The 25,583-nt window shown below is 68.9% G+C and carries 25 protein-coding genes; 13 read left to right on the forward strand and 12 right to left on the reverse strand.

Going from position 1 to position 25,583, the window contains the following annotated elements; translation table 11 throughout:
- Positions 1-199: 199 nt before the first annotated feature.
- The 8 genes from AC07Y4_RS05380 (at position 200) to AC07Y4_RS05415 (ending at position 8,657) form a co-directional block, all read left to right on the forward strand.
- Positions 200-2,272 carry a VIT and vWA domain-containing protein gene (locus tag AC07Y4_RS05380; RefSeq protein WP_487847718.1) on the forward strand — a complete coding sequence of 691 codons (2,073 nt, stop codon included), beginning with the start codon at positions 200-202 and terminating at the stop codon, positions 2,270-2,272.
- Between the two features lie 15 nt (positions 2,273-2,287).
- The gene (xrtQ, locus tag AC07Y4_RS05385) at positions 2,288-3,220 is read left to right on the forward strand and encodes an exosortase Q (protein ID WP_487847717.1); all 933 of its coding nucleotides are present in this window, start codon (positions 2,288-2,290) and stop codon (positions 3,218-3,220) included.
- On the forward strand, positions 3,201-3,770 hold the full coding sequence (locus tag AC07Y4_RS05390; protein WP_307582464.1) for a hypothetical protein: 570 nt from the start codon (positions 3,201-3,203) through the stop codon (positions 3,768-3,770). Before xrtQ ends, AC07Y4_RS05390 begins: the two co-directional genes overlap by 20 nt.
- A 34-nt stretch (positions 3,771-3,804) precedes the next feature.
- Complete coding sequence (locus AC07Y4_RS05395; RefSeq protein WP_495274296.1) at positions 3,805-5,052, forward strand: biosynthetic peptidoglycan transglycosylase; 1,248 nt, start codon at positions 3,805-3,807, stop codon at positions 5,050-5,052.
- Entirely contained in the window at positions 5,049-5,813 is a 765-nt protein-coding gene (locus AC07Y4_RS05400) for a GNAT family N-acetyltransferase (protein ID WP_487847715.1), read from the forward strand. Before AC07Y4_RS05395 ends, AC07Y4_RS05400 begins: the two co-directional genes overlap by 4 nt.
- Positions 5,814-5,884: 71 nt before the next feature.
- On the forward strand, positions 5,885-6,778 hold the full coding sequence (locus tag AC07Y4_RS05405) for a pirin family protein (protein ID WP_139702965.1): 894 nt from the start codon (positions 5,885-5,887) through the stop codon (positions 6,776-6,778).
- 77 nt (positions 6,779-6,855) lie between these two features.
- The gene (locus tag AC07Y4_RS05410; protein WP_095948407.1) at positions 6,856-7,929 is read left to right on the forward strand and encodes a flavodoxin family protein; all 1,074 of its coding nucleotides are present in this window, start codon (positions 6,856-6,858) and stop codon (positions 7,927-7,929) included.
- Between the two features lie 149 nt (positions 7,930-8,078).
- Positions 8,079-8,657, forward strand: coding sequence for a Spy/CpxP family protein refolding chaperone (locus AC07Y4_RS05415; RefSeq protein WP_095743018.1), 579 nt, complete (start codon positions 8,079-8,081; stop codon positions 8,655-8,657).
- Between the two features lie 100 nt (positions 8,658-8,757).
- Here the strand turns inward: AC07Y4_RS05415 and AC07Y4_RS05420 are convergent, their stop codons facing one another.
- Positions 8,758-9,129, reverse strand: a complete 372-nt coding sequence (locus AC07Y4_RS05420; RefSeq protein WP_062480447.1) for a hypothetical protein — start codon at positions 9,127-9,129, stop codon at positions 8,758-8,760.
- 213 nt (positions 9,130-9,342) lie between these two features.
- Here AC07Y4_RS05420 and AC07Y4_RS05425 point away from each other — a divergent pair, with 213 nt between their 5' ends.
- From AC07Y4_RS05425 to AC07Y4_RS05440, 4 genes are all read left to right on the forward strand, one after another.
- Complete coding sequence (locus tag AC07Y4_RS05425; protein ID WP_062480435.1) at positions 9,343-10,140, forward strand: endonuclease/exonuclease/phosphatase family protein; 798 nt, start codon at positions 9,343-9,345, stop codon at positions 10,138-10,140.
- A 14-nt stretch (positions 10,141-10,154) separates the two neighbouring features.
- Entirely contained in the window at positions 10,155-11,432 is a 1,278-nt protein-coding gene (gene clsB / locus AC07Y4_RS05430) for a cardiolipin synthase ClsB (RefSeq protein ID WP_487847714.1), read from the forward strand.
- Positions 11,429-12,406 (forward strand): lysylphosphatidylglycerol synthase domain-containing protein, encoded by a 978-nt coding sequence (locus AC07Y4_RS05435; protein ID WP_487847713.1) that lies wholly within the window; start codon positions 11,429-11,431, stop codon positions 12,404-12,406. Before clsB ends, AC07Y4_RS05435 begins: the two co-directional genes overlap by 4 nt.
- Before the next feature lie 117 nt (positions 12,407-12,523).
- Positions 12,524-13,024 carry a polyhydroxyalkanoate granule-associated phasin gene (locus AC07Y4_RS05440; protein WP_307695328.1) on the forward strand — a complete coding sequence of 167 codons (501 nt, stop codon included), beginning with the start codon at positions 12,524-12,526 and terminating at the stop codon, positions 13,022-13,024.
- A 12-nt stretch (positions 13,025-13,036) separates the two neighbouring features.
- Here the strand turns inward: AC07Y4_RS05440 and AC07Y4_RS05445 are convergent, their stop codons facing one another.
- From AC07Y4_RS05445 to AC07Y4_RS05455, 3 genes are all read right to left on the reverse strand, one after another.
- A complete protein-coding gene (locus AC07Y4_RS05445; protein WP_487847712.1) occupies positions 13,037-14,233 on the reverse strand; it encodes a metallophosphoesterase in 1,197 nt (398 codons plus the stop codon).
- 184 nt (positions 14,234-14,417) lie between these two features.
- Complete coding sequence (locus AC07Y4_RS05450; protein ID WP_139702960.1) at positions 14,418-14,930, reverse strand: hypothetical protein; 513 nt, start codon at positions 14,928-14,930, stop codon at positions 14,418-14,420.
- 112 nt (positions 14,931-15,042) lie between these two features.
- Positions 15,043-15,567: a hypothetical protein gene (locus tag AC07Y4_RS05455; RefSeq protein WP_369645724.1), complete on the reverse strand. Its 525-nt coding sequence runs from the start codon at positions 15,565-15,567 to the stop codon at positions 15,043-15,045.
- Positions 15,568-15,975: 408 nt separating this feature from the next.
- Here AC07Y4_RS05455 and AC07Y4_RS05460 point away from each other — a divergent pair, with 408 nt between their 5' ends.
- Complete coding sequence (locus tag AC07Y4_RS05460) at positions 15,976-17,139, forward strand: ABC transporter substrate-binding protein (protein WP_487847711.1); 1,164 nt, start codon at positions 15,976-15,978, stop codon at positions 17,137-17,139.
- A gap of 303 nt (positions 17,140-17,442) precedes the next feature.
- Here the strand turns inward: AC07Y4_RS05460 and AC07Y4_RS05465 are convergent, their stop codons facing one another.
- The 8 genes from AC07Y4_RS05465 to trbE are packed head-to-tail and all read right to left on the reverse strand — an operon-like array spanning position 17,443 to position 25,578.
- A complete protein-coding gene (locus tag AC07Y4_RS05465; RefSeq protein WP_028240142.1) occupies positions 17,443-17,688 on the reverse strand; it encodes a DUF2274 domain-containing protein in 246 nt (81 codons plus the stop codon).
- Complete coding sequence (locus tag AC07Y4_RS05470) at positions 17,685-18,968, reverse strand: TraB/TrbI/VirB10 family type IV secretion system protein (protein ID WP_028240143.1); 1,284 nt, start codon at positions 18,966-18,968, stop codon at positions 17,685-17,687. The genes AC07Y4_RS05465 and AC07Y4_RS05470 overlap by 4 nt, the downstream gene beginning before the upstream one ends.
- A 2-nt stretch (positions 18,969-18,970) precedes the next feature.
- Positions 18,971-19,963, reverse strand: a complete 993-nt coding sequence (trbG, locus tag AC07Y4_RS05475) for a P-type conjugative transfer protein TrbG (RefSeq protein ID WP_028240144.1) — start codon at positions 19,961-19,963, stop codon at positions 18,971-18,973.
- Positions 19,960-20,664 carry a conjugal transfer protein TrbF gene (gene trbF / locus AC07Y4_RS05480; RefSeq protein WP_028240145.1) on the reverse strand — a complete coding sequence of 235 codons (705 nt, stop codon included), beginning with the start codon at positions 20,662-20,664 and terminating at the stop codon, positions 19,960-19,962. Before trbF ends, trbG begins: the two co-directional genes overlap by 4 nt.
- A gap of 12 nt (positions 20,665-20,676) precedes the next feature.
- Complete coding sequence (gene trbL, locus AC07Y4_RS05485) at positions 20,677-22,053, reverse strand: P-type conjugative transfer protein TrbL (protein ID WP_028240146.1); 1,377 nt, start codon at positions 22,051-22,053, stop codon at positions 20,677-20,679.
- On the reverse strand, positions 22,050-22,391 hold the full coding sequence (locus tag AC07Y4_RS05490) for a hypothetical protein (protein ID WP_028240147.1): 342 nt from the start codon (positions 22,389-22,391) through the stop codon (positions 22,050-22,052). Before AC07Y4_RS05490 ends, trbL begins: the two co-directional genes overlap by 4 nt.
- Before the next feature lie 11 nt (positions 22,392-22,402).
- On the reverse strand, positions 22,403-23,128 hold the full coding sequence (gene trbJ, locus AC07Y4_RS05495; RefSeq protein ID WP_028240148.1) for a P-type conjugative transfer protein TrbJ: 726 nt from the start codon (positions 23,126-23,128) through the stop codon (positions 22,403-22,405).
- On the reverse strand, positions 23,125-25,578 hold the full coding sequence (gene trbE / locus AC07Y4_RS05500) for a conjugal transfer protein TrbE (protein ID WP_102905524.1): 2,454 nt from the start codon (positions 25,576-25,578) through the stop codon (positions 23,125-23,127). Before trbE ends, trbJ begins: the two co-directional genes overlap by 4 nt.
- Positions 25,579-25,583: the final 5 nt, after the last annotated feature.

The raw sequence follows: 25,583 nt of genomic DNA on the forward strand, positions 1-25,583 counted from the left end.
TCCGGGTTTTTTCGTGATGAGGCGCCGATGCTCTCCGCCCGATCCGAAGGCCGTATGAAGCCGCCGCGCCGCGCACTTCACACAGACTTCACACAGCGGCGCCTGCGGGGGTTGCGACTTCAACGCGCCTTCCAACTGCCTTCTCGCACGCTCACGACAGTGAGGGCCGTGCAAGTTCGCACGCAGAAGGACACCCGCCATGGACACCCCCACCACCCCACGCCCCGGCCGTTGGCTCTGGCTCGCCACCGTGAGCCTGGCCACCGTGGGTTTCATCGCCATGGGCGCCCGCCCGGTCCACGCGCAGGAAGCGCCCGCCGGTCCGCGCCTGAAGACCGAGAGCCCGTATTTCTTCGTCAAGAGCGACGACCCCTCGGTCGATCGCCTGCCGCTGAAGGGCACCGAGGTCTCGGTCAAGATTTCGGGCGTGATCGCCGACGTCACGGTCACGCAGACCTACCGCAACGAAGGCCAGCGCGCCATCGAGGCGAAGTACGTGTTCCCCGGTTCCACCAAGGCGGCCGTGAGCGGCCTCAACGTGCGCCTGGCCGACCGCCTGATCACGGCGCAGATCCGCGAGAAGCAGCAGGCGAAGATCGAATACGACGTCGCCAAGAAGGAAGGCAAGACCGCCGCGCTGCTCGAGCAGCACCTGCCCAACGTGTTCCAGATGAACGTCGCCAACATCCTGCCGGGCGACGACGTGAAGGTGGAGCTGCGCTACACCGAGCTGCTGGTGCCGCAGTCGGGCAACTACCAGTTCGTGTTCCCGACCGTGGTCGGCCCGCGCTACAACTCGCCGCAGTCGGAGAACGCCAAGGCCCCATGGCCGGCGCAGCCCACGCTGCGCGCCGGCGTGGCACCGAGCACGAGCTTCAAGCTCACGGCAAGCATCGACACGCCGATGGGCCTGAAGGAAATCCGCTCCGCCACGCACGCCATCGACGTGAAGAAACGCGACGAAGACCAGCACGCCGACATCACGCTCGGTGCCGACGGCCGCCCCGCCGACAACCGCGACTTCGTGCTCGACTACCGCCTGGCGGGCGAGAAGATCGAATCGGGCCTCATGCTCTACAAGGGCCAGGGAGAGAACGCAGAAAACTTCTTCCTCGCCATGGTCGAGCCGCCCAAGGCCGTGACCGCCAGCGCCATCTCGCCGCGCGACTACATCTTCGTGGTCGACATCTCGGGCTCGATGCACGGCTTTCCGCTGGACACCGCCAAGACCGTGCTCGAACGCCTGATCGGCGGCCTGCGCCCCAGCGACACCTTCAACGTGCTGCTGTTCTCGGGCAGCAACAAGATGCTGTCGCCGCAGTCGGTGCCGGCCACGCGCGCCAACATCGAACAGGCGCTCTCCACCATCAAGAACTACAGCGGCAGCGGCAGCACCGAGCTGATTCCGGCGCTCAAGCGCGTGTACGCCGAGCCCAAGGCCGCGAACGTGTCGCGCACCGTGGTGGTGGTGACCGACGGCTACGTGACGGTCGAGCGCGAAGCCTTCGAGCTGGTGCGCAACAACCTCTCCAAGGCCAACGTGTTCGCCTTCGGCATCGGCTCGTCGGTGAACCGCAGCCTCATGGAAGGCATTGCGCGCGCCGGCATGGGCGAGCCCTTCATCATCACCGACCCGGTGCAGGCACCCGAGCAGGCCGCGCGCTTTCGCCGCATGGTGGAGTCGCCCGTGCTGACGAACGTGAAGGCCACCTTCGGCGGCCTGGACGTGTACGACGTGGAGCCGCAGGCGCTGCCCGACGTGCTGGGCGAGCGCCCGGTGATCGTGTTCGGCAAGTGGCGCCCGGATTCGAATGGACAGCCCAAGGGCCGCGTGATCATCGAAGGCCAGGCCGCCACCGGCCCCTACCGCGAGGAGGTGCGCATCACGCCGCAGACGCGCCAGGACACCGCCGCGCTGCGCACGCTGTGGGCACGCCACCGCATCCAGAGCCTGAGCGACCAGGAAGCGCTCGAAGGCAGCGCCGCCTTCAAGGACCGCATCACCGAGCTGGGCCTGAAGTACAGCCTGCTCACGCAGTACACCAGCTTCATCGCGGTGGACAAGGTGGTGCGCAACGTCGCGCCGCAGAACAGCGTGGACGTGAACCAGCCGCTGCCGATGCCGCAGGGCGTGAGCGACCTGGCCCTGGGCGCCGAGGTGCCGAGCACGCCGGAGCCTGAAACGCTGGGCGCGATCGCCGTCGTGCTGTCGATGCTGGCCATGCTGCGCCGCCGTGCGCGCCGCAACGACCCGCGCCGCTTCACCGCCTGAACAGGACGTACGACCATGTCGCTGGCAACCCTGGCCCACCACCATCCGCGCGTCGTGGACTGGGCCATCCGCATCGACCGCACGCCGGCCTTCGGCTGGCTCGCGCTGCAGTGCGCCGCGCTCGCGCCCACCTGGGTCTGGATGGCGCGCCGCCTGCAGGACGGTTCCGACGATCCGCTGGGGCTCGTGGCGCTGGTCGCCCTGGCCGCGCTCGCCTGGCAGTGCCGGCGCGAGCTGCGCGCCTCGCCGCGCCTGGGCTGGCTGGCGCTGGCCGGCGTGGGCACCGTGCTCGCCACGCTGCTGCGCACGGGGCTCGGTGGCCTGCCCGCGCTGCCGCCGCTGGCCTCGGGGCTGGTGGCGGTGCTGTCGCTCGCGGCCGGGTTGCTGGCCTTTTTGCCGCGCGGCGTGGCGGCGCTGCCGGTGGCGGGGCTGTCGGTGCTGGCGCTGCCGCTGCTGTCGTCGCTGCAGTTCTACGCCGGTTACCCGCTGCGCGTGGTGACGGCCGAGGCCAGCCGCTGGCTGCTCGCACCGGGCTTTGAGGTGGCGCGCGAAGGCGCGACGCTGATGGTCGACGGGCGCCTGGTGATCGTCGACGCGCCTTGCTCGGGCGTGCAGATGGTGTGGCTGGGCTACTTCACGGCCTGCGCGGTCGCGCTGTGGGCGCGGCGCGGCGACCACGCCTTCCTGCGCCGCCTGCCGGCCGTCGGCCTGCTGGTGCTGGCCGGCAACATCGTGCGCAACAGCGTGCTGATCGCTTTTGAAGGCGCCGGCCATGCGCTCGCGCCGTGGGCGCACAACGCGCTGGGGCTGGTGCTGCTGGCCGTGGTGTGCGGCGCCATCGCGCGCCTGATGGTGCCGGCGCGCGTCGCACCGCGCATCGAACTCGACCGCCCGCTGCCGGGCCTGATCACCGCCGAAGGAGGCCGCCGTGTCGATACCGTTCGTTGAGCGCTGGTTCGCCAACCATTTCATCAACCGCGTGGGCCACAAGAGCGCCTTCGCGCTGGCGATGCTGCTGTGCGTGCTCTGGTCGGCCGCCGCGGCGCTGCGCGCGCCCGCCGAAGAGGCCGACGCCGTGGGTTCCCACGAATGGCCGAGCCAGTGGGACGGCGTGCCGCTGCGCCCGCTGGCGCTGAGCGAGGTCGAGCAGCGCTTTGCCGATCGCTTCCCGGGCGCCATCGGCCGCATGACCGACGGCCACCAGACGCTGGTGATGCGCGCCGTGAACCGGCCCACGCGCATGCTGCATCCGGCCGCCGACTGCTATCGCGCGCTGGGCTACCGCATCGAGCAGGCGCGGCTGGAACGCGACGCGCAGGCGCGGATGTGGCGCTGTTTTGTGGCGCAACGGCACGGTACGGCAAATTTCCGCGTCTGCGAGCGCATCGTCGACGCCCAAGGCACGGCTTTCACCGACACTTCGGCTTGGTACTGGGCGGCGGCCAGCGGCCAGTCGCACGGTCCGTGGCAAGCTGTCACCGTGGCAAGACCGATGTGATGAGAACGTGTTTGTGAAGAAGACCCTGCGATTCGTGCTTTTCGGGCTGCTGGCCCTCGTCCTGACCGCCCTGGTGGCCATCTTCCTGATCGCCAAGATCGCCCTTGCGCCGGCGGCGGGCGAATGGAGCACCACGGTGAAGGCCGGCCCGCTCTCGTTCGAGATTGGCGTGCCCACCGCGGTGCGCCTGGCGACCTCGTCCTGGTTCGCGCCGCGGCTGAACGGCCACGCGCTCGACACCCGCTTCGGCACCGTGCATTTCACCTGGGACGAGAAAACCGGCCAGCAGCAGATGCGCTGCGCGCCGTGCAGCGCCGACGTGCCTGCGCTCGGCACGCAGCCCATCAAGGTCGAGCGGCTGGTGGCCACCGTGCGGCGCGACGGCAACACGCTGGCCGGCACCTTCGAGGCCACGCCCCAGGCGGCCGACAGCAACGCCCTGCTGCAGGGCACCTGGACCGGCCGCCTCGCGCCGAAGAACCTGCAGCTGGACGTCCGCGTGCAGGACGCGCCCATCGCCCGCTGGTATGCCGTGCTGGTGCCGGCGCTGCCCGAGCTGCAGCGTGCCCGCATCGGCGGCACGCTGGCGCTGCAGGCGCAGCTGCTGCTGCCCGACGCCACCTTCGCGGTGCAGCCGGCCATCGGCCAGTTCACGGTCGAAGGGCTGGGCACCGAGGCCATGCTGGGCGCGCGCACCAGCTGCGGCCCGTCGGGCAAGCTGGCCAACGACAGCTGGCTCGCGCGCGCCGTCATCGCGGCGGAAGACCAGCGCTTCTTCAGCCACGCCGGCTACGACCTGACCGAAATCCTGGCCTCGATCGACCACAACCAGAAGCCCGGCCAGACCCGGCGCGGGGGCAGCACGCTCACGCAGCAGCTGGCGAAGCTGCTGGTCACCGGCAGCGACCGCACGGCCGAGCGCAAGCTGCGCGAGCTGCTGTACGCGGTCGAGATGGAGCAGACGCTGGGCAAGGCCCGCATCCTGCAGCTGTACCTGGACAACGCCCCGTGGGGCGGCAACCTCTGCGGCGGCGAGGCTGCGGCGCGACGCTACTTCAAGCGCAGCGCGCGCACGCTCGAACCGGCGCAGGCGGTCTGGCTCGCGGCCATGCTGCACAAGCCGCAGGCCGTGCTGGAGCAATGGCGGCGCGACGGCCAGATCGATCCCGACCGCACCAAGTGGGTGGCCGAGAGCGTGCGCGGCATCAGCCGCAACCAGCGTGAGGCGCTGCTCAAGAGCGTGGCTGCGGCGAAGTACGCGCCGCCGGAAGCCGTGCAATGAGCATTGCCCCGCACGACATCGAAGCCATCGAGCGCGCCACCGTCGCGGCGGTGGCGCCCGAGGCCTGCGAGGAACTCGACGGCTGGCTGCTGCCCTTCGACCGCGGCACCGTCAAGCGCGCCCGCTCGGCCGTGCCGCTGCACCGCGACCCGGTCGAGCCCGCCACGCTCGACCGCATCGAAGACCGCTGCGACAGCCGCCAGGTCGCGCCCGCGCTGCGGCTGGCCGACGCCGCCTGCTTCGACACGCTGCGCGCCGAACTCGCGCGCCGGCACTACATGGCCGACAGCCCGACCTGCGTGCAGACCGGCTCGGCGCGGCGCATGCGCGACCTCGTCGCGGCGGACGCGCGGCTGGCCGACGTCGACGCGTCGCCCGATCCGGACTGGGCCGCGCTGTTCCTGGGCGAAGGCTTCGACCCGGTCGACGGCGTGCACCGCGTGCGTTCGCTGTCGCGCGCCACGGGCTCGCTCTTTGCCAGCGTGCGCGAAAACGGCGCCACCGTGGCGGCCGGCGCCATGGCCTTCGGCCACGGCTGGGCCAGCGTGCACGGCATGCGCACCGAACAGTCGCAGCGCGGGCGCGGCCTGGCCGGGCGCGTGCTCGCCGGCCTGGCGCAGGCGGCGCTGGCGCGCGGCGTCGAACGGGTGTTCCTGCAGGTCGACGCGCAGAACCAGCCGGCGCTGGCGCTGTACCGCCGCGCGGGCTTCGAGACGCGCTGGCAGTACTGCTATTGGCAGCGCCAGCAGTGGCCGCGCTGAGCTGAACGGCTCCGGGCGGCGGGCACCCCCACCGGTGGCGCGGTCGGGGCTTTGGTGCCACCATGGGCGGCATGACGAACGTCCACGCCCACCACCACCCCACCGATCCCGTCGCCACCCCGCGCGGCATCGACCACATCGTGGCCGGTGTTTCCACCAGTGACGGCGACGGCGTCAAACTCACCCGCGTGCTGCAGCAGCCGCTGCAGAAGCGGCTCGACCCCTACCTGATGCTCGATGCCTTCGGCAGCGACAACCCGGGCGACTACATCGGCGGCTTTCCGAACCACCCGCACCGGGGCTTCGAGACGGTCACCTACATGATCGCCGGGCGCATGCGCCACCGCGACAGCGCGGGCCACGAAGGCCTGCTCGAGAACGGCGGCGTGCAGTGGATGACGGCCGGCCGCGGCCTCGTGCACAGCGAGCTGCCCGAGCAGGAAGAAGGCCTGATGGAAGGCTTTCAACTCTGGCTCAACCTGCCCGCCAAGGACAAGATGCGCGAGCCCTGGTACCGCGACATCCGCAGCAGCGAGATCCCCGAGTTCACCACCGCCAGCGGCGCGCATGTGCGCGTGATCGCCGGCACCAGCCACGGCGTCGTGGGCGCGGAGCAGCGCGCGCACACCCAACCGCTGTACCTGGACATCACGCTGCCGCCCGGCGCCGAGTTCGCGCAGCCGCTGCCGCCTGACCACAACGCGCTGGTCTACGTGTTCCGCGAATCGCTGTGGATCGCGGGCAGCGAGGTGCCGACGCGGCGCATGGCCATCCTGGCGAACGACCCCGGCAGCGACGGCACGGTGCTGCGCGCCGGCGCCAGCAACCACAGCCCGGCGCGCGCGCTGCTCATCGCGGGCCGGCCGCTGAACGAGCCCATCGCGCAGTACGGGCCCTTCGTGATGAACACGCCCGAGCAGATCAAGCAGGCGGTGCACGACTTCCAGAACGGCAAGCTCGGCTGAGCCTGTAGTCGCCCGCCTACCGAAAGACGGCGCGACGTTCGGTTCGCGCCGGCCGGTGCGCGGCCTAGATTGCGGTCATGCCTCCCACGATACGCAAGGGACAGGCGCCGCCGATGCTGCAGCGCGCCGAGTTCCACGACCGCTTCATGCAGAGCTTCCACGACCCGGCGTTCCGGGCCGAGACCGAGGCGCTGCGGCGTCTGGAAGACATCGCCTGGCAAGCCTACGACGAAGGCCGCAAGGCGCCCGTGACGCGCCGCGCCGGGCCCGGCTATGCCGACCCCGACTACGAGCTGTCGGTCGACTGGCTCGACGCCCGCGCGCGCATCGACGCGGCGCAGGACGCCTGGGGCCGGCCCGAGACGCGCTCGCGCGTGCTGCTGGTCAACGGCTCGCCGCGCAACGACGGCACCTGCCCCGGCGAAATCTCCAAGACCTGGCGCCTCACGCAGTGCGCGCGCGAGGTGCTCGAAGGCGGCGGCATCGAGGTCGACGTGCTCGACCTGAGCCGGCTCACCTCGGACTACGGCCGCCACATCCACCCGTGCAAGGGCTGCGTCTCGACCGCGATGCCGCTGTGCCACTGGCCCTGCAGCTGCTACCCCAACCACGCGCTGCGCCAGACCGGCGACTGGATGAACGAGATCTACGAACGCTGGGTGGCCGCCCACGGCGTGATCGTGCTCACGCCCACGCACTGGTACCAGGCCGCGAGCCCGCTGAAGCTCATGATCGACCGCCTCGTGTGCGCCGACGGCGGCAACCCCGACCCCACCAGCACGCACGGCAAGAAGCCCGACGAGGCCAAGGCACTGGAGCTCGAAGGCTGGGGCTACCCCAAGCACCTGGAAGGCCGCGTCTACGGCGTGGTGGTGCATGGCGACGTGGCCGGCCCCGAGGGCCTGCGCCGCAACCTCACGGACTGGCTCGACTGGATGGGCCTGGTCGACGCCGGCGCGCAGGCGCGGCTGGACCGCTACATCGGCTACTACGCGCCCTATGCCACCAGCCACGAGGCGCTGGACGCCGATGCCGACGTGCAGGAAGAGGTGCGCAATGTCGCGCGCGCCGTGGTGCTCGCGGTGGCGGCGCTGCGCGCCGGCAAGCTGCAGGTGCCCGACCGCGGGTTGAAGGCGCCCCGGCCCAAATAAGTCACGCTGCGGGCGGCAGCACCGCGCTGCGGTTCATGCTTCTTTACGCACGCTCACGTTCGGCTCACGGACGCGTTACAGAGGCGCTCCACACTTCGTCTCACCCGCTGCCCTTTGGTGGCGGACTTCTTCGAAAGGAAGCGACTCTCATGATCTCTCTTCGCCAACGCATCGTCTGGGCCAGCCTGCTGGGTTCGGCCGCCCTCGCCTCTTCGGGTGCCTTCGCTCAGGCGCCGGCCGCCACCGCGCCGTCGACCGCTGCACCCACGGCCGCCACGGCCCCCGCCGATGCCACCGCCGCACCCAAGGCGCAGCACAAGCGCATGGACCCGGCCCAGCGCATGGAGCGCATGAAGGAGCACCGTGCCAAGCGCCTGGCCGCGCTGAAGGACAAGCTCAAGCTCACCAGCGCCCAGGAAGGCGCGTGGAGCAGCTTCACCGAGGCCAGCCAGCCGCCGGCCGGTGCTGCCCGCCCGCAGCGCATGGACCGCGCCGAGTTCGCCAAGCTGACCACGCCGCAGCGCCTGGAGCACATGCAGGCCCGCCAGGCCGAGCGCAGCGCCCGGTTCGCCAAGCGCGCCGAAGCGACCAAGACCTTCTACGCCGCGCTGACGCCCGAGCAGCAGAAGACCTTCGATGCCGAGACCGCGAAGTTCGCGGGCCACGGCCATCGCTTCCATCGCGGTGGGCATGAAGGCCACCACGGTGCAGCCCCGGCCAAGAGCTGACGACCAGGCGGCCGGCTGAAGGGAGCCGGCCTCCAGGACAGGGCAGGAAAAAAGCCCGCGATGCGCAAAGCATCGCGGGCTTTTTCGTGGGCGCGCGGTGTTACTGCGGCGTGCCCGTCTTCTCGGTCGGGTTGGTCGGCACCGCCGGACGCTCGCCCGGCTGGCCGAAGCGCGGCTTCACGTGCTGCGTCTCGGCGCGCACCTCGGCGCGCGAGCGCTCGCCGGTGGGCGACGGCATCGCGTTGGGCTGGTGGTTCACGGTGGTGCTGGCCTCGCCCTTGGGCACCACGCTGTTGGCGTTGTTGCGGTTCTGTGCGCGGGCCTCGGCCTTCACGGCTTCGCGCGAGACGGGCATCGAACTGTCGCCCGCCATCGGTTCGACAGGTGCCGGCTTCTGGGCCTGGGCGAGGCCCGCGCCCAGCAGGGCGGCGAGCAGCGCGGTGGGGATCGTCAGGCGTTGCAGGGTGGTCATCATGGAAAGCTCCTTTGCAGATGGAAAAAGGCACAAAGCACGAGCGCGTTGGCATCGGCTTTGAAACCACCGTAGGAGCCTCGTTTCGGGCGCTGTGTGGGCGTGCGGCAGGCCTGCCTGTAGGAGCCCGCCGCCCTTGCGTGAAAGGCACGCGAAGAAGGTGGCGCGTTCCTACAGTCGGCGCGGGCGCGGCCACGTACAACGGGAACACCGATGTCCTCCCCCATCACTTCCCCGCTGCCCGAGGCCGCTGTCGCCGCCGCACCGGCCTCGCTCAAGGTCATGACCGTGAACACCCACAAGGGCTTCACGGCGCTCAATCGCCGCTTCATCCTTCCGGAGCTGCGCGACGCGGTGCGCACGGTGGGCGCCGACGTGGTGTTCCTGCAGGAGGTGATGGGTACGCACGCGCGCCATTCGCGCACGGTGAACAACTGGCCGGAGGCGCCGCACTACGAATTCCTGGCCGACACCATGTGGCCGCAGTTCGCCTACGGGCGCAACGCGGTGTATCCGAAGGGGCACCACGGCAACGCCGTGTTGTCGAAGTTTCCGATCGTGCATTTCCGCAACCACGACGTGTCGGTGAGCGGCCCCGAGAAGCGTGGCCTGCTGCACTGCGTGCTGCGCCTGCCCGGGCGCACGGTCGACGTGCATGCGATCTGCGCGCACCTCGGGCTGGCCGAGGCGCACCGCCAGCAGCAGCTGGAGCTGCTGTGCCACATCGTGCGCGACGAGGTGCCGGCCGACGCGCCGCTGATCGTGGCGGGCGACTTCAACGACTGGCGCGCTCGCGCGCACGACGTGCTGGCCGAAGGCGCGTCGCTGCGCGAGGTGTTCGTGCATGCCCACGGCCGCGCCGCGCGCACCTTTCCGGCGCGCCTGCCGCTGCTGCCGCTGGACCGCATCTACGTGCGCAACGCGGGCGCGCACGCGCCCGTGGTGCTGCCGCGCCGGCCCTGGTCGCATCTGTCGGACCACGCCCCGCTGGTGGCGGACATCGACCTGTGAGCAGCGAGGCCCCCATGCGCGACACCCCCGAGCGCGCCGGCCACTGGACCGGCGGCAACCGCATCGACCTGCTGGAGAACGGCGAGGAATTCTTTCCGCGCGTGTTCGAAGCGATCGGCGCGGCGCGGCGCGAAGTGATCATCGAGACCTTCATCCTGTTCGAGGACAAGGTGGGCCTGGCGCTGCATGCGGCCATGCGCGCGGCGGCGCAGCGCGGCGTGAAGGTCGACCTGATGATCGACGGCTTCGGCTCGCCCGATCTCTCGCACGCGTACCTCGAGAGCCTGGCCACGGCCGGCGTCAAGGTGCGCGTGTTCGACCCGGGCCAGCGCTTCCTGGGCCAGCGGCTCAACGTGTTCCGCCGCATGCACCGCAAGATCGTGGTGGTCGACGGCGAGCGCGCCTTCGTGGGCGGCATCAACTACTCCGAGGACCACCTGCTCGACTTCGGTCCCAAGGCCAAGCAGGACTACGCGGTCGAGCTGGCCGGGCCGATCGTGGCCGAGATCCATCAGTTCGTGCTGCGCGCGATTGCAGTCGGCGGCAAGGGCGTGGGCTGGTTCCGGCGAAGGCTGAAGCAGGCACCGCCCGCGTCGCAGCTGCAGGCCGCGGCGGGCGAGGCCGACGCGATCTTCGTCACGCGCGACAACCGCCGCCACACCAACGACATCGAGCGCCACTACCGCGCCGCGATCCGCGCTGCGCGCGAGCGCATCGTGATCGCCAACGCGTACTTTTTTCCGGGCTACCGGCTCATCAAGGAGCTGCGGCGCGCGGCGCGCCGGGGCGTCGACGTGCGGCTCATCCTGCAGGGCGAGCCCGACATGCCGATCGTGAAGACGGCCGCCGGCATGCTGTACCACCACCTGCTGCACGCGGGCGTGCGCATCTACGAGTACTGCGACCGCCCGCTGCACGGCAAGGTCGCGCTCATGGACGACCGCTGGAGCACCGTGGGCTCGAGCAACCTCGACCCGCTGAGCCTGTCGCTCAACCTGGAGGCCAACGTGGTCGTGCGCGACACCGCGTTCAACAAGGTGCTGTGGGAGCGCATGGACCATCTCATGCAGCACAGCTGCAAGCAGATCGGCACGCACGACCTGGCCAGCGAATGGAGCGGCTGGCGGCTGGTGCGCAGCTTCTTCGTCTTCCACTTCTTGCGCTGGTACCCGTCGTGGCTGAACCGCCTGCCGCGCCACGCACCGCGCCTGACGCCGGCCGAGGCGACCGATCTCATGGCGCAGCAGAAGAAGCGCGGCGACGAGGGCACGACGCGCACGGAGACGGCATGAGCGCATCCCTGGCCCTCACGCACCGGCCCTGGTGGCCGTGGGCGCGGCGCGTGGCGATCTGGGCCTTCTTCGGCGCCATCGCCTGGCTGCTGCTGAAACAGGCGCGCACCATCGACTGGGCCGAGGTGTTCGCCGCACTGCGCGCATTGCCGGGCACCACGCTGCTCGCGGCCGGCGCGCTGGCCGCCGCCAGCTTCGGGCTCTACAGCACCTACGACCTGCTCGGGCGCCATCTCACGAAGCACCGGCTCGGCGCGGGCACCGTGGTCGGCGTGACCTTCATCAGCTACGCCTTCAACCTCAACTTCGGCTCGCTGGTGGGCGGCGTGGCCTTTCGCTACCGGCTGTACTCGCGCCTGGGGCTGGGCAACGAGACCATCACGCGCGTGCTGGGCTTCAGCATGCTGACCAACTGGCTCGGCTACCTCGTGGTGGCCGGCGCGGCCTTCTGCTTCTGGCCGATGGCGCTGCCGCCCGACTGGAAGATCGACGGCGGCGGCCTGCGCATGCTCGGCGCGGTGCTGCTCATGGTGTCGCTGGCCTACCTGGCGCTGTGTGCGTTCTCCGATGGCCACGTCTGGCGCGTGCGCGGCCATGCGCTGCGAACGCCGAGCTTGCCGATGGCCTTGCTGCAGCTGGCGATGTCGTGCGTCAACTGGTCGCTCATCGGCGGCGTGATCTGGGTGCTGCTGCAGGGCGAGGTCGGGTATCCGCAGGTGCTCGCGGTGCTGCTGGTCGCCGCCGTGGCGGGCGTGGTCACGCACGTGCCGGCGGGGCTCGGCGTGTTGGAGGCCGTGTTCGTCGCGCTGCTGGCGCACGAGGTGCCCAGCACCCGGCTGCTGGGGGCGCTGCTGGCCTACCGCGCGCAGTATTACCTGCTGCCGCTGGCCGTGGCGCTCGTCGCCTACCTCGTCACCGAGGCGCGCGCACGGCGCTTGCGTGCGGATGCCGGCAACAACCACAACAAACGTTAAATATTGCCCGCAGAAAGCAATCGATCGGTGAAATGACGGTCAGGAAATGTTGCACTGCAACAATTTTCACTTTGCAGGCCTATAGTGGCCCTCTGTTCCCCTACGTGCCCTCTTCCCATGTCGTCCTTCAGTACCACCGCCCGCGTGGCCAGCCCGCTGATGCAATGGGTCGACCTGGCCCTCAAGACCCACGAGACCCTGCTGTCGTCCGGCACGGTGATCCGCATGCGCACCGAGCGCATCGCCAAAGCCGGGCTCACGCCCAGCGCGGCCGATCTCGCGGAGTTCCAGTTGATGGGCCACGAAAAGCTCGCCGCGGCGAGTGAATCGGGCCTGGCGATGGCCCGGCAGTGGCACAGCAGCCAGGCCTCGCTGGCCCAGCGCGCATGGCAGCAATGGCTGCAGGGCGCCACGGCGCTCTTCTCGCTGGCCGGCAGTTTCACGCCGGCGCAGGCGGCCACGCATGGCGACGCGCTCGTGCAGGCCACGGCGCGCGGTGCCAGCACGGCGGGTCAGCTCACGGGTGTGGCGGTGCGCATTGCGCGCGAAGGCCTGAAGCCGATCCACGCGGCCGCCACGTCGAACGCGCGGCGACTGCTGGCCGAACTGCAGGCCTGACGCCGCTGCGTTTCAGGGTTGCGCCGGGACCAGCGTCACCAGCGTGATTTCCGACGGCGCGCCGAAACGCTTCGGCGGCCCCCAGTAGCCGGTGCCCCGGCTCACGTAGATCCACATGTCGTGCAGCTTGTGCAGGCCGGCCGTGAACGGCTGCTGCATCGGCACGAACAGGTTCCACGGGAAGAACTGGCCGCCGTGCGTGTGGCCCGACAGCTGCAGCTGGTAGCCGGCCGCGGCCGCCACCGGCGCGCTGCGCGGCTGGTGCGCCAGCAGCACGCGCGTGTGCACCAGCGGCGGCGCGTCGTACAGCGCCAGGTGCGGGTCGCTCGCGTGCGCGGCGTCGAAATGGCCGGCGGTGAAATCGGTCACGCCGGCCAGCACCAGCGCGCTCTCGAACAGCTCTTCGTCGGTCTGCGCGCCGCGCACGTTGCGCGTCTGCAGCACCACGTGCTCGTTCAGCAGCACCTTCAGGCCGAGGCGGCGCAGCTCGTCGATCCAGGCGTGCGCGCCCGCGTAGTACTCGTGGTTGCCCGTGACCACGAAAGTGCCGTGGCGCGCGCGCAGCCCTGCCAGTGGCGCGATGTGCTCGCGCAGCTCGGGCACGCTGCCGTCGACCAGGTCACCGGTGATCGCGATGGCGTCGGCGCCGAGCCGGTTCACCGCGTCGACGATGCGCTGGATGTAGCCGTTGCGGATCGTCGGGCCCACGTGGATGTCGCTGAGCTGGGCGATCGTGAAGCCGGCCAGCGCCGCGGGCAGGCCGCGAATCGGCACGTCGACCTGCTTCACGCCGGCCGTGCGGCGCGCGTTGACGAAGCCGATCAGCGACACGCCCGTGGCCAGCGCCAGCACCGCCAGCGCGCTCCAGGGCCCGACCTTGTCCCAGGGCACCTGCAGGCCGCCGAGCGCGTTCGCCAGCCAAGCCAGCAGCAGGCCGAGGTCGCGCACCAGCGTGAGCACGAACAGCGAGGAGAACCAGCCCATGCTGATCAGGCCGATCCAGTGCAGCGTTTCGCCCGCGGGCTTCGCCTTGCGGCCGGCCTTCTGGCTGCGCGACACGAACGGCAGCGGCATCGTGACCGCCGACACCGCCAGCAGCACGAGCGCCAGCGGCCACGCAGGCGTGAGCGACGCCAGCGCAGGCAACAGGCGCAGCGCGATGTAGACGTGCAGCAGCGCGGTCAGGACGCTCAGGGGACGGATCGGCATGAGGACTGGGGGGACGCGGGCATTGCCCGGGACACGTCATCTGCAAGGCGCATGCCGCGCATTCAAGGCGTCGAAAGCTGCCTGGGTCGCTATTTTTTCTATAGCGCAGGGCAACCGGATAGCGGGCGTTGGAGCGTCGCGGGCGCGCCCGTTCGGCACCGCCCGCGGCGCGATGCCGCCTCGCTTACCGCACCGTGCGCGTGCCGGCCGACGCCATGTCGGTGCCCGCCGGCCATTCGAAGAGCGCCTTGGCCGGCGCGCCGGGCGACACCAGCAGCGTTTGCTTCAGCGTCTGGCCGCCGATGCGAGCCTCCACTTCATAGCGGCCCGGCTCGAGCCGCGCCACCATGAACGGTCCGCCGGAGACCACGTTGTCGAGCAGCGCGGTGCCGTGGCTGTCGCGCACCGTCACATGCACGCCGGCCGCGAAATCAGCGCGGCGGCCGTCCTTGATCGCGAATTCGAAGCTCGCGGGCCAGCGCGGCGACACGGTTTCCATCAGCTGCGCCTCGTCCTGGCCGATGCCGCCGCTCATGTACTCGACGCCGTGCGCCATGTGGATGGGCGGGTTCATCGCGGCCTGGGCCGGCTGCGCCGAGAGCGCGCCGCCGAGCAGCACCAGCAAGGCGGCGCCGGCCGCCGCAGCCACGGGCCGGGCGTGCGAGAACAGAAACAGGGGATTGGTGGTGAGAGACATCGGAGCCTTCCTTTCCGGGCGGTGGTGGCGACACGCCACGCAGGAAGGCACTGTGCCGGGCACGACTTAAGGAAGACTTAACTGCGCGCGGGCCGCTGCGGCCCGCGTCGGGTCAGCGCGCGGCGGTTTGTGCCAGCGCCTGGGGCAGCGGTGGCGCGACCGAGGCCATGTCGAAGTTCGACGGCCAGACGAACGAGGCGCGCGCCGGAATGCCGGCGATCACGACCAGCTGCTGCGTGAGCGTGAGCCCGCCCAGCGTCACGTCGACGTCGTAGGCGCCCGGTTCGAGCCGTGCGAGCATGTAAGGCGCCTGGGTCTGCACTTGCATCACCGTCTGGCCTGTGTACTTCTGGCGCACCTGGATCGAGGCCTTGGCCGGGAAGCCGGCCTGTTGCGCGCCCTTGCCGTCGTTCACGCGCAAGTCGATGGCGGCGGCCCAGCGCGGCGCCACCATTTCCATGAAGGCGGCTTCGCCCTTGGCGGCACCGCCGCACATGTATTCGATGCCCTGCGCGACCTGGATCGGCGGGTTCGAGAACGCATGGGCCGGCGACACGGCCACGAGGAAGGCCGCGGCGACCGATGCGGCGCCCAGAACCAGTGCAGCCACGGGCTGTTGGAAACGCTTGGGGTTCATTGCTCTGTGTGTCCTCGATCTTGCGTGACAGGAAATCCGTCAGGAATTTTGCTTAGCAAGAGTCGGGCTAGATATAGCGTTTACGAGGAAGCTTCTGCGTTGCGCAGGTGAATGCTATTGTTTTCATAGCTGGTGACGCCCGTGTGACGGGCGTCAGTTCCACTTTTCGGGTGTCTTTCATCGGAAACCCTGAGACGGGGCTCGCGGGCGCGCCGCGCACGAGCGCTTTTCGGTCCGTCGCCGGCCACACGGCCTGTGCTGAATTGGCAACAAAAGACGGAATTGGTGCGCAATTGACTGGGCATTCCCTAGCTATTGGCGGGCGCGCAAAGAAATTAGGCTCGGCGCTTCCTTTCAAAGCGCGCAAACCAAATGCTTCATTCAAATCGCCGATTCGTTTTTTTGCTGATGGCTTTGGGACTGGCCGCCCAGGCAAGCGCAGAGCAGCCGGTGCCGATCCGCATCGGCGTCATCGGCCCTTTCACCGGGCCGTCGGCCGATTTCGGCCTGCCCATGCTCAACGGCGTGAAGATGGCCGTCGACGAAATCAATGCCGTGGGCGGGTATCTGGGCCGCTCGCTCGAACTGGTGATCAAGGACGACCAAGCCAATCCGGACACCGGCCGTTCGCAATCCCAGGCCCTCGTCAATGAAAAAGTGGTCGCCACCATCGGCTTCTGCAACACCGGCGTGGCGATGAATTCATTGGCGGTTTTCAATGACGCGAAATTGCCGTTGATCGTGCCCTGCGCCACCGGCTCGCCATTGACGTCGACCTATCCGCCGGCCACGAGCTATGTGTTTCGCACCTCGCCCAAGGACAGCATCCAGGCCCCTTTCGTGGTCGACGACCTGCTGGCGCGCGGCTGGAAACGGGTCGCCGTGTTGCACGACAGCACCGGCTACGGCGAGGCGGGCGCCAAGGATGTCGAGAAGGCGCTGGCGGCCAAGCACCTCAAGCCCGTCTACGTGGGCCGCTTTCCGCTCGGCGTGAAAGACCTGACGAAGGAGCTGTCGGAGGCCAAGGCGGCCGGCGCGGACGTCATCTTCAGCTACACCGTGGGCCCCGAAAACGCCGTCATCGCACGCAGCCGGCAGGCCATCGGCTGGAAGGTGCCGCAGGTCGGCGCCTGGACGCTGTCCTTCCCATCCTTCATCGAGGGCGCCCGCGAAGCGTCCGAAGGCGCGCTGATGGCGCAGAGCTTCATCGCCGAGCCAAGCAACGAACGCCGCTCGTCGTTTCTCTCCAACTACGCGCGCAAATTCAACACCAAGCGCATCCCGGTGCCGATGGCCGCCGCGCAGGCCTACGACGCCACCTACCTGCTGGCCCACGCGATGTTCAACGTGCCCAGCGGCAAGCTCGAAGGCCCGTTCATCAAGGCCGCGCTCGAGCAGCCCAAGCGGCCCTACTACGGCGTGGTCACGACCTACGACAAGTCGTTTTCGGAAAACGACAAGGACGCGCTGTCGCCCAACATGCTGGTGATGGGCGTGGTGCGCAACGGGCAGATCAGCTTCGCGTACCCGGAGGATGCGAAGCGCAACCTGTTCGTTCAGCGCAAGCAGTAAGAGGAGCCAAAAAAGTGCCGGTGTCAAGTCTTTCGTGTAAATCACGAAGGGCTTGAAACCGTATGTGGGGCAGTAGGTTAGCTCTTTTCGGGGCCGCTTTGCAGCACTGCGGCTTCGTGGGCTAGGAGCCACATAAGAGCGTCGGGAGGGGAAGCCGCATCGCACTGTGTCGTGCTTGATTGCCGAGGAACGGCGGGCCTGCCGCATCATCATAGCCCAAGAGGCTTGGCGGCATCCAGAACGAAGAACGCGCAGCCTTGGGGCTGCGCGTTCGATGGATGCGGCGGGCGATGTACGACACCATCATGCCGGCTTCGATGGCGCGCTCCGCGTGGCCGTGCCCTTCCTGAATCCCCTGTCTCCCGCCATGAAGGCTTCCAGCATGTGCGGGATCAGCGTCATGGCATCTACCGCCTCGCCATACGCCTGCGCGTGCAGCGCGGCGTAGCGATCGAGGTCGGCTTTCAGGCTGGCCGGACAGGCGAAGGTCAGCTTGACGCTTTCGGTCTTGGGCAGCGGCCCGAGCCGCAGCTTCTTGGTCGTGCTCATTGCGAAGCCCCCCGGTTGAAGAACAGCGGCTGGTACGGCCGCAGCACAAGATCCCGGTTGACGATGATCCGCACCGGCAGGCCGGGCCGGCTGGTCAGCGTGGGTTGGATGTTCATGTTGCGCCGGGTCATCTCCTGGCCGACCTGATTGATGCTGTCCTGTGCGCTGTCGCGTCCGGCGATGACGATGCGGTTGCCGTCCTGGCGGTTCTCCGGCGCGGCCAGCTCGGCGCCAACGCCCAGCAGCGTCGTCAGCACAGCACCGGCGACGATGCGATCCCAATGCCAGTCCACGTCGTCTTCCAGGCCGGCGTAGCCGGCCGGGTCGGTGCCCACGAGGTTGTCGAGCGTCAGCGAGGACGTATCGGGCAGGATGATCCGGTTCCACACCACCTGCACGCGGCTCTGCCCGTAGCTGACCTGGCTGTTGTAGCGCCCGAGGATGCGCGATCCCTGCGGGATCAGCAGGAACTTGCCCGTGGCCGTGTCATAGACCGGCTCTGTCACCGTGGCGATCACGTCGCCCGGCAAGTCCGACTTGATACCTGTCACCAGCGCGCCGGCGATCACCGTGCTCGCCATCACCTGATAAGGCGATGCCGGCAGCGCCAGGTTGCCGGAATTGCGGGTTTCCGTAGAGCCGCCTTTCAGGAATGCCTCTTTCTGGTCTTGCCGGTTCTGCACGGCGGTCGGATCGGCTGGCTGTGCAGCCACAGAGGCCGGCCCGGCAGCGAGTGGGTCGAAGGCCGCGAGCGCGCTGGCAGCGCCAGGCACCCCCGGCGCCGCCTGCGCCACCGTGGCGGCGGCCTGGCCTTGGCCGCCCGAGCGGAAGAACACCGACGAAGCCGCCGCCGCATCAGCTTCCTTGCGCAAGGCATCCTCGGGATCGTGACCCGGAGGCGTATAGGCCGGTGTCACCGGCTGCTGCGAGTTCACGATGGCCGGGCCAAGATCGCCCGGTAGTGGCGGCCCCAGTTCGGGTGCGGCGGGCGGCAAGGCCGGCAGCTTCGAGTAATCGGTTGGCAGCGCGTCCAGCCCTTCGGACTTCGACACGCGATCGACGTTGTAAAGCTCGGCCTGCTCGCTGGCTCCGCGCCGCTGCGGCTGCAATGACCAGATCGTGGCCCCGAACACGGCGACCGACAGGCCGCCGGCAAGGATGGCCAGCGTGCGCCGATTCAGGCGCGTGACCGGGCGCGGCTGGGCGCGCAGCGCCACCGCCTCGGGCGCTACCTTGCCCGCCTGCGGCGTGGCAAGGTCAGGGGCGTCGTCTTGGCTCATGGTCAGTTCCTCCGCGCAACGCCGTCCGTGCGCTCGATTCGCACCACGTCGCCCTTGTCACTGCCCAGGCGCAGTTCGGCCGCGCCGAACAGCCGATCCACGATGTAGTACGGCGAGCGGAAGCGGTAGTTCACCAGTTGTCCATCGCCCTGCGCGCCGATGACGAACAGCGGTGGCAGCTCGCCTTGCGCGATGCCCGGCGGAAACTGGATATAGACCTTCTCGCCGTCATCGAAGGCGCGCAGCGGCTTCCACGGCGGATTGCTGCCGCTGATCGCGTAGCGGAACCGCAGCTTCTCCAGCGACAGTCCGGTATCGACCGGGGCGGCGGCACTGGCCGCCTGCGCCTGGCGCTGCAATGCCAGCATCCGGTCGCGCGGGTACTCCCATGACGCCGACGCCATCCACGTCTTTTCCGTCGAGGTCAGCTCAAGCAAATAGGTGCGGCGGCTGGTAGTGATGACGAGGTTGGTCTTGAGGCTCGAGCGAATCGGCTTGACCAGCACGTTCACGCGCAACTCGGCGCCGCTGCCGCTGGACGTGTCACCCACGATCCAGCGCACGGTATCGCCGGCGGCTACCGTCACCAGTTCTTCGCCCGGCTGGAGCGAAATCACGGTCACGCGACCCACGGCGGCATAGACCTGATACAGCGCGCCATCGGTGAAGGGCCAGACTTGAATCGCGTTGACGTAGCCCTCGCGCGTGGGTGCGACGCGGGCCTCGGCATTGGCGCGCGAGACGCGCACCTTCTCGTCGGCCGGTTCCGGCGTGGGTTTGGCGTCTTCTGCTTCGGGCGCTGGCTTCAACTGCGCCGGCATCGGCAACACCTCGGGTACGGCCACCACCTCCACCGGCGCGGGCGGCTCGGGCAGCGGCTGAGCCTGCACCGGCTCATCGAGCGAAATCACCGGCGGCGGTTTGCCCTGCGTGGCGCAGCCCGCCAGGGCCGCAAGCATCAGCACGGAAACGTAAATACGGAAAGACAGGTTCATGGCTTGGCTCCTTCGGAAGAATCCAGTTCTCGGCTCCACGACAAGCCGTTGACGTAGATGCCCAGGGGGTTCTTGCGCAGGCGTTCTTCGGTGCGCGGCGGCTGGAGCACGATGGACACCACGGCCGTCCACCGCTCTAGGCCAGCCGCGGCGCCGTTGACGTAGCGGCGTTCCGTCCAGCGCACGTTGAAAGACGTGTCGCTGGCGCGCACGACGCTGGCGATCTGCACTGTCACCGACTCCCTGCCGATGCGTGCGAATGGGTCGTTGACCCGCGCGTAGTCGTTGAGCACGGCTGCGCCCTTGTCGGTCGTATAGTCGTAGGCGTCCAGCCAGTTTTGGCGGACGACGATGGGGTCGATGGACAGCGAGCGCACCAGCGTCACGAAGCGCGCAATGTGGTGCGCGGTCTGCGCATCGTTGGGCCGGTAAGGCGTGGCGGCTTCGCCGACGGCGCGCACCTGGCCCGCGCTGTCCACCTCCACCACGTAGGGCGTCACGATGGACTGCGCCGAGCGCCACACCAGGCCGCCAGCCATCAGCAGCGCGAGTGTCAGGCAACCGAAGGCCATCAGCCGCCAGTTCTTCGCCTGCACGCGCGGCGAGCCGATACGCTCGTCCCATACCTGGCCGGCAGCTTGGTACGGCGTGGCAGGCTGCGGCGTGTCGGCATAGCGCACCTGCGGTTTCTTGAATCGCATTGTCAGTTCTCCTTATGAATCGGAATCGCGCAGGCTCGGCCCCTGGCCGGAGCCGCCGCCGTCGCCGCCGCGCAGCGCATGGGCGGTGGTGGTCGCGGCATGGGTGAGTTGCTGGCGGCGATGCAGCCGCTTGGCCCAAGCGGGCTGTGTATTGGCTGCGCCGGACGTGGCCTCGCCTGCGGCGGCCTGGCCGGATGCTCCGGCTGCCGAGTCGCCGTCAGCCGCCTGGCCGTTCCAACCAGAGCGGAAGGGAGCTGCCATGCGTTGCCCAGCAGCGGAAGCACGGGATGCGATGCCGCGCCCGGCGGACTGCGCGCCGGTCTTGGCGACGTTGCCCAAGCCGGCCATCGCGCCCTTCGCGCCACCGCCTGCGGCGGCGGAACCGGCCTGAAACGCCGAGCGTGCGCTGCTGGCCGTCGAGGCGGCAGCACGCGCGCCGCTGCCAGCGAGCTTGGCGGCGGCAGGCGCCATGCGCGCCCCGGCCATGACGGCGCCGCCTACGCCCGTCGCGGCAGCGCCGACGGCAACGGCCGTGCCGGCGGCGCCGACAGCGGCCCCGGCCATCGCGCCCGCGCCGAGTTGCGGCGCACCGGACACCAGGCCCGTGGCGATACCGGGGCCGAAGATCCCGAGCGCCAGCAAGGTGAGCGAGGCCAGCATGATGACCAGCGCATGGTCGATGGAAGGCTCGGCGGGATGGACTTGGAACTCCGCGAACACGCCCGAACCGATGCCGACGATGACAGCCAGCACCAAGACCTTGACGCCAGACGACACCACGTTGCCAAGCACCTTTTCCGCCAAGAAGCTCGTCTTATTCCAGAGCGCGAAAGGCACCAGCACGAAGCCTGCGAGCGTGGTCAGCTTGAACTCGATCAACGTGATGAATAGCTGGATCGCCAGCACGAAGAAGCTCAAGACCACAATCAGCCAGGCGAGGAACATCACCGTGATGGCGTCAAGATTGACGAACACCTCGGGGAAGCCGGCCATCTCGCCGACTTGCTCCAGAATCGGCGCTCCTGCGTCGATGCCGGTTTTCGCCAGCCGGCCCGGCTGCAAGAAGTTCTCCATCGTGATGGCCGAGCCGGTGGCGGTGATGCCCAGCCCGGCGAAGGAGCGGAACACGATGCCGGCCAGCCAGTTGAAGTTGCCGATGATGTAGGCGAAGGCACCGACGTAGAGCACCTTGCGCAGCAGCTTGGCGATGACGTCCTCGCCCTGGCCGGTGGCGTGGCTCATCGCCCAATACAGTCCGGCGATCGTCATGTCGATGACGATCAGCGTTGCGGTGAGGAAGGCCACTTCGCCCTGCAACAGCCCGAAACCCGAGTCGATGTAGGCGGCGAAGATACTGAGGAAGCGGTCGATGATGGTCACGTCATTCATGGCGCGTCCTCTTGATCGGATGCGGCCGGCGATTCGCTGCCGTCGTCCGATTCGGCCGGTGCATCGAAACTTGGCGGGATCGGCGGCAGGTCGGCCAGCGTCTGGTACTCATCCGGCCCGGCCTGGCCGGAGAAGAAGCGCCGCCGGAAGGCTTCGGCGGCGGCGCGGCAAGCGTCCTCGCCCGTGGCCTGCCGGTCGGCCGCGCATTGCGCGCGCAATGCCTTGAGCCGCACGGGATCGGCGGTCAGGGCATCGGCAAGGTTGTCGGTCGGCTGCTCGCTGCAAGCGGCCAGCAGCGCCACAAGCAGCGAAACCGACAGGGCGAGGACGCATCGCATGGCGGCCTCCGTCAGTTGCCGTAGAAGTCCACGCGCTGCGGCGTGTACGGCGTGCCTTCACCCAGGAAGCGCCGCCGCACCTCGCGGGCGCGTTCGGTGGCCGCCGCCTGCCGCGCCAGCTCCAGCGAGGCGGCCCGGTCTTGCGTGATCTGGAGCCGCTGCGACTGGATCGACTGCTTGGCCTGCAAAGCCAGCAACTGGTTCATGGCCTGCATCGCCTGCAACGCGCCTTCGGCCGACTGGCTCTTGCCCACGAGGTCGGCCAGCACGCTTTCGTCTTCGCCCAGGTTCTGCGATACCTGCGCTTGCATCTGCATGGTGGTCTGCAAGCCGTGGAGCGTGTTCCTCCAACGCTCCTGCGCGTCGCGGTACATCTGGTCGCCGCTGACGGTGGCGGCGTACTGCTCGGGATACAGGCGCGCGAACTCCCGATCCAGATTCGTCACGTCGTAGGCCAGGCCGCGCGCCTGGGCGATTAGCCGCTCGGTCGTCGCCAAATTGGCGCGCAACTGGTTCACCACGCTGGACGGCAGGCTGGCGAGGTTGCGCGCCTGGTTCATCAACATCTGCGCTTCGTTCTGAAGCTGCTGGATCTGGTTGTTGATCTGTTGCAACGTGCGGATCGCGGTCAGCGTGTTCTGCACGAGGTTCGTGGGATCGACCACGACCCATTGCGCATGGGCGGTGGCGGTGCAAAGCATGGCCGCGATGGCGGCGGCGATAAGGCGCTTATTCATGGCAGGTTCTCCAGAGGTTGGTCAGCGAGGGAACCCGGCGCGAGGCCGGGGAACGAGGGCAGCAGGTCGGCCGCCCAATCGAGGCCGCGATGGCGCAGCCAGGCGCCCGCGAAGCCGGGCACGCCGGCGTCCAGCAGCACGCGGTCTATGTCGCGCTGGTCTTGCGGCGTGGAAGCGCCCGCAAACGCCAGAGCCGCCGGCCCCAGGTCGAGTTCGAACAGGCGGTTGCCGAGGCGGGATTGGTAGTAGTAGTCGCGCTTGGGCTGCGCGGTGGCGACGATCTCGATCTGCCGCCTGTTGAGGCCGAAGCCCTCGTAGATCGTGCGAATCTGCGGCTCGGTGGCCTGCGGGTTGGGCAAGAAAATCCGACTCGCGCAGCTCTCGATGATCGCGGGCGCGATGCTCGAATCCTTGATGTCGGCGAGGCTCTGCGTGGCGAAGATGACGCTGACGTTCTTCTTGCGCAGTGTCTTGAGCCACTGGCGGATACGCGCGGCAAACACCGGGTCATCGAGGAACAGCCACGCTTCATCAAGGATCAGCAGCGTGGGCGCCCCGTCGAAGCGTTCATCGAAACGCGCAAAGAGGTAATGCAGCACGGCCATGACGGCGGCCTTGCTGTGCATCAGCTCCTCCATCTCGAAGCACTGCACGTCGGCCATGCCCAGCCGGTCGTGGTCGGCGTCCAGCAGCTTGCCGTGGGCGCCACCCAGCACATAGGGCGACAGCGCTTGTCGCAGCGTGTTCGATTGCAGCAGCACGGAAAGTCCCGTCATCGTGCGCTGCTCCACCGGCGCACCGGCGAGACTTCCCAGCGCCGACCAGATAGCCGCCTTCTCGTCGGGGCCGATCGCCACGCCTTCGTGCAGCAAGCGGCCTTCGATCCATTCGGCGGCCCAGGTGCGGTAGCCCTCACGGTCGATGCGCGCGAGTGGCTGGAAGGCGATTTCGCCATCCGTGCCCAGGTCGTAGTGTTCGCCGCCCAGGCCGAGGATGGCGGCCCGCATGGAGCGGCCCATGTCGAAGGCGAAGATGCGCGAGCCGCGATAGCGGCGAAATTGCATCGCCAGCGTGGCGAGCAAGACCGACTTGCCCATGCCGGTCGGCCCCGCGACCAGCGTATGGCCCACGTCGCCGATGTGCGTCACCAGCCGGAACGGCGTGGCGCCGTCGGTGCGTGTCACGATCAGCGGGGGGCCGTCGAGGTGTTCGTTCTTCTCCGGCCCGGCCCATACCGCCGACACCGGCATCATGTGCGCCAGATTCAGCGTCGAGACGATGGGCTGGCGCACGTTGGCGTAAGCATTGCCGGGGAGCGAGGACAGCCAGGCATCCACGGCATTGAGCGTTTCAGGGATGGTGACGAAGCCCCGACCCTGGATGACGCGCTCCACCATGCGCAGCTTCTCGTCTGCGACGGCGGCGTCCTCGTCCATGACGGTGACGGTCGCCGTCAGATAGCCGAAGGCGACTTGATCGCTGCCCAACTCCTGCAAGGCGGCGTCGGCATCGGCGGCCTTGTTGTTGGCGTCGGTATCGACCAGCGGGCTTTCCTGCTGGAAGATCGTTTCGCGCAGCAGCGCGATGACGTTCTTGCGCTTGGCGAACCACTGGCGGCGCAGGCGGGAAAGTTCTTTTTCCGCCTCGGCTTTGTCGAGGCAGAGAAAGCGCGTGCTCCAGCGGTACGCAAAACCGAGGCGGTTGAGGTCGTCCAGAATCCCCGGCCAGGTCGAGGTCGGGAAGCCCCGCACCGACACCAGCCGCAGGTGCTGGTCGCCCAGCATGGGCGCCAGGCCGCCGACCAGCGCGGAATCGGTCAGCAGCGCGTCGATGTGGAACGGCACTTCGGGCACGCCCACGCGATAGCGCCGCGTCGAGATGGTCGCGTGCAGGTAGGTCAGCGTCTGCGCGTCATCGAGCCAGTCAATTTCCGGCATCACGCCGTCGAGCAGGTCAAAGACGCGATCCGTCTCCGCGACGAAGGCTTGCAGCCGCTCGCGCCAGTCCACGCCATTCGTCGGCGTGTTCTCGTAGAGCATCTTGGCTGCACGGGCGCGGGATTCTTCCGGCGGCAGGTAAAGCAGCGTCAGGTGATAGCCGCTCTCGAAGTGATTGCCCGATTCCTCGAAGGCGGCCCGGCGTTCTTCCTCCACCACCCACGAAAGCGGCTCGGGAAACTCCGAGTGCGGATAATCGGCCGCAGGCCGGCGCTCGGCTTCGATGAATAGCGCCCAGCCCGATCCCATGCGGCGCAGCGCGTTGTTCAACCGCGCTGACGTGGCGATCAGCTCGCCTTGCGTCGCGCTGTCGAGGTCAGGCCCGCGAAACCGGGCCGTGCGCTGGAAACTGCCGTCCTTGTTCAAGACGACGCCCGGCGCGACCAGTCCGGCCCAGGGCAGCCAGTCGGCAAGCAAGGCCGGGCGCTGGCGGTATTCGGCGAGGTTCAGCATCGCGG

The organism is Variovorax sp. GW460-12-1-14-LB1 (genome assembly GCF_059423605.1).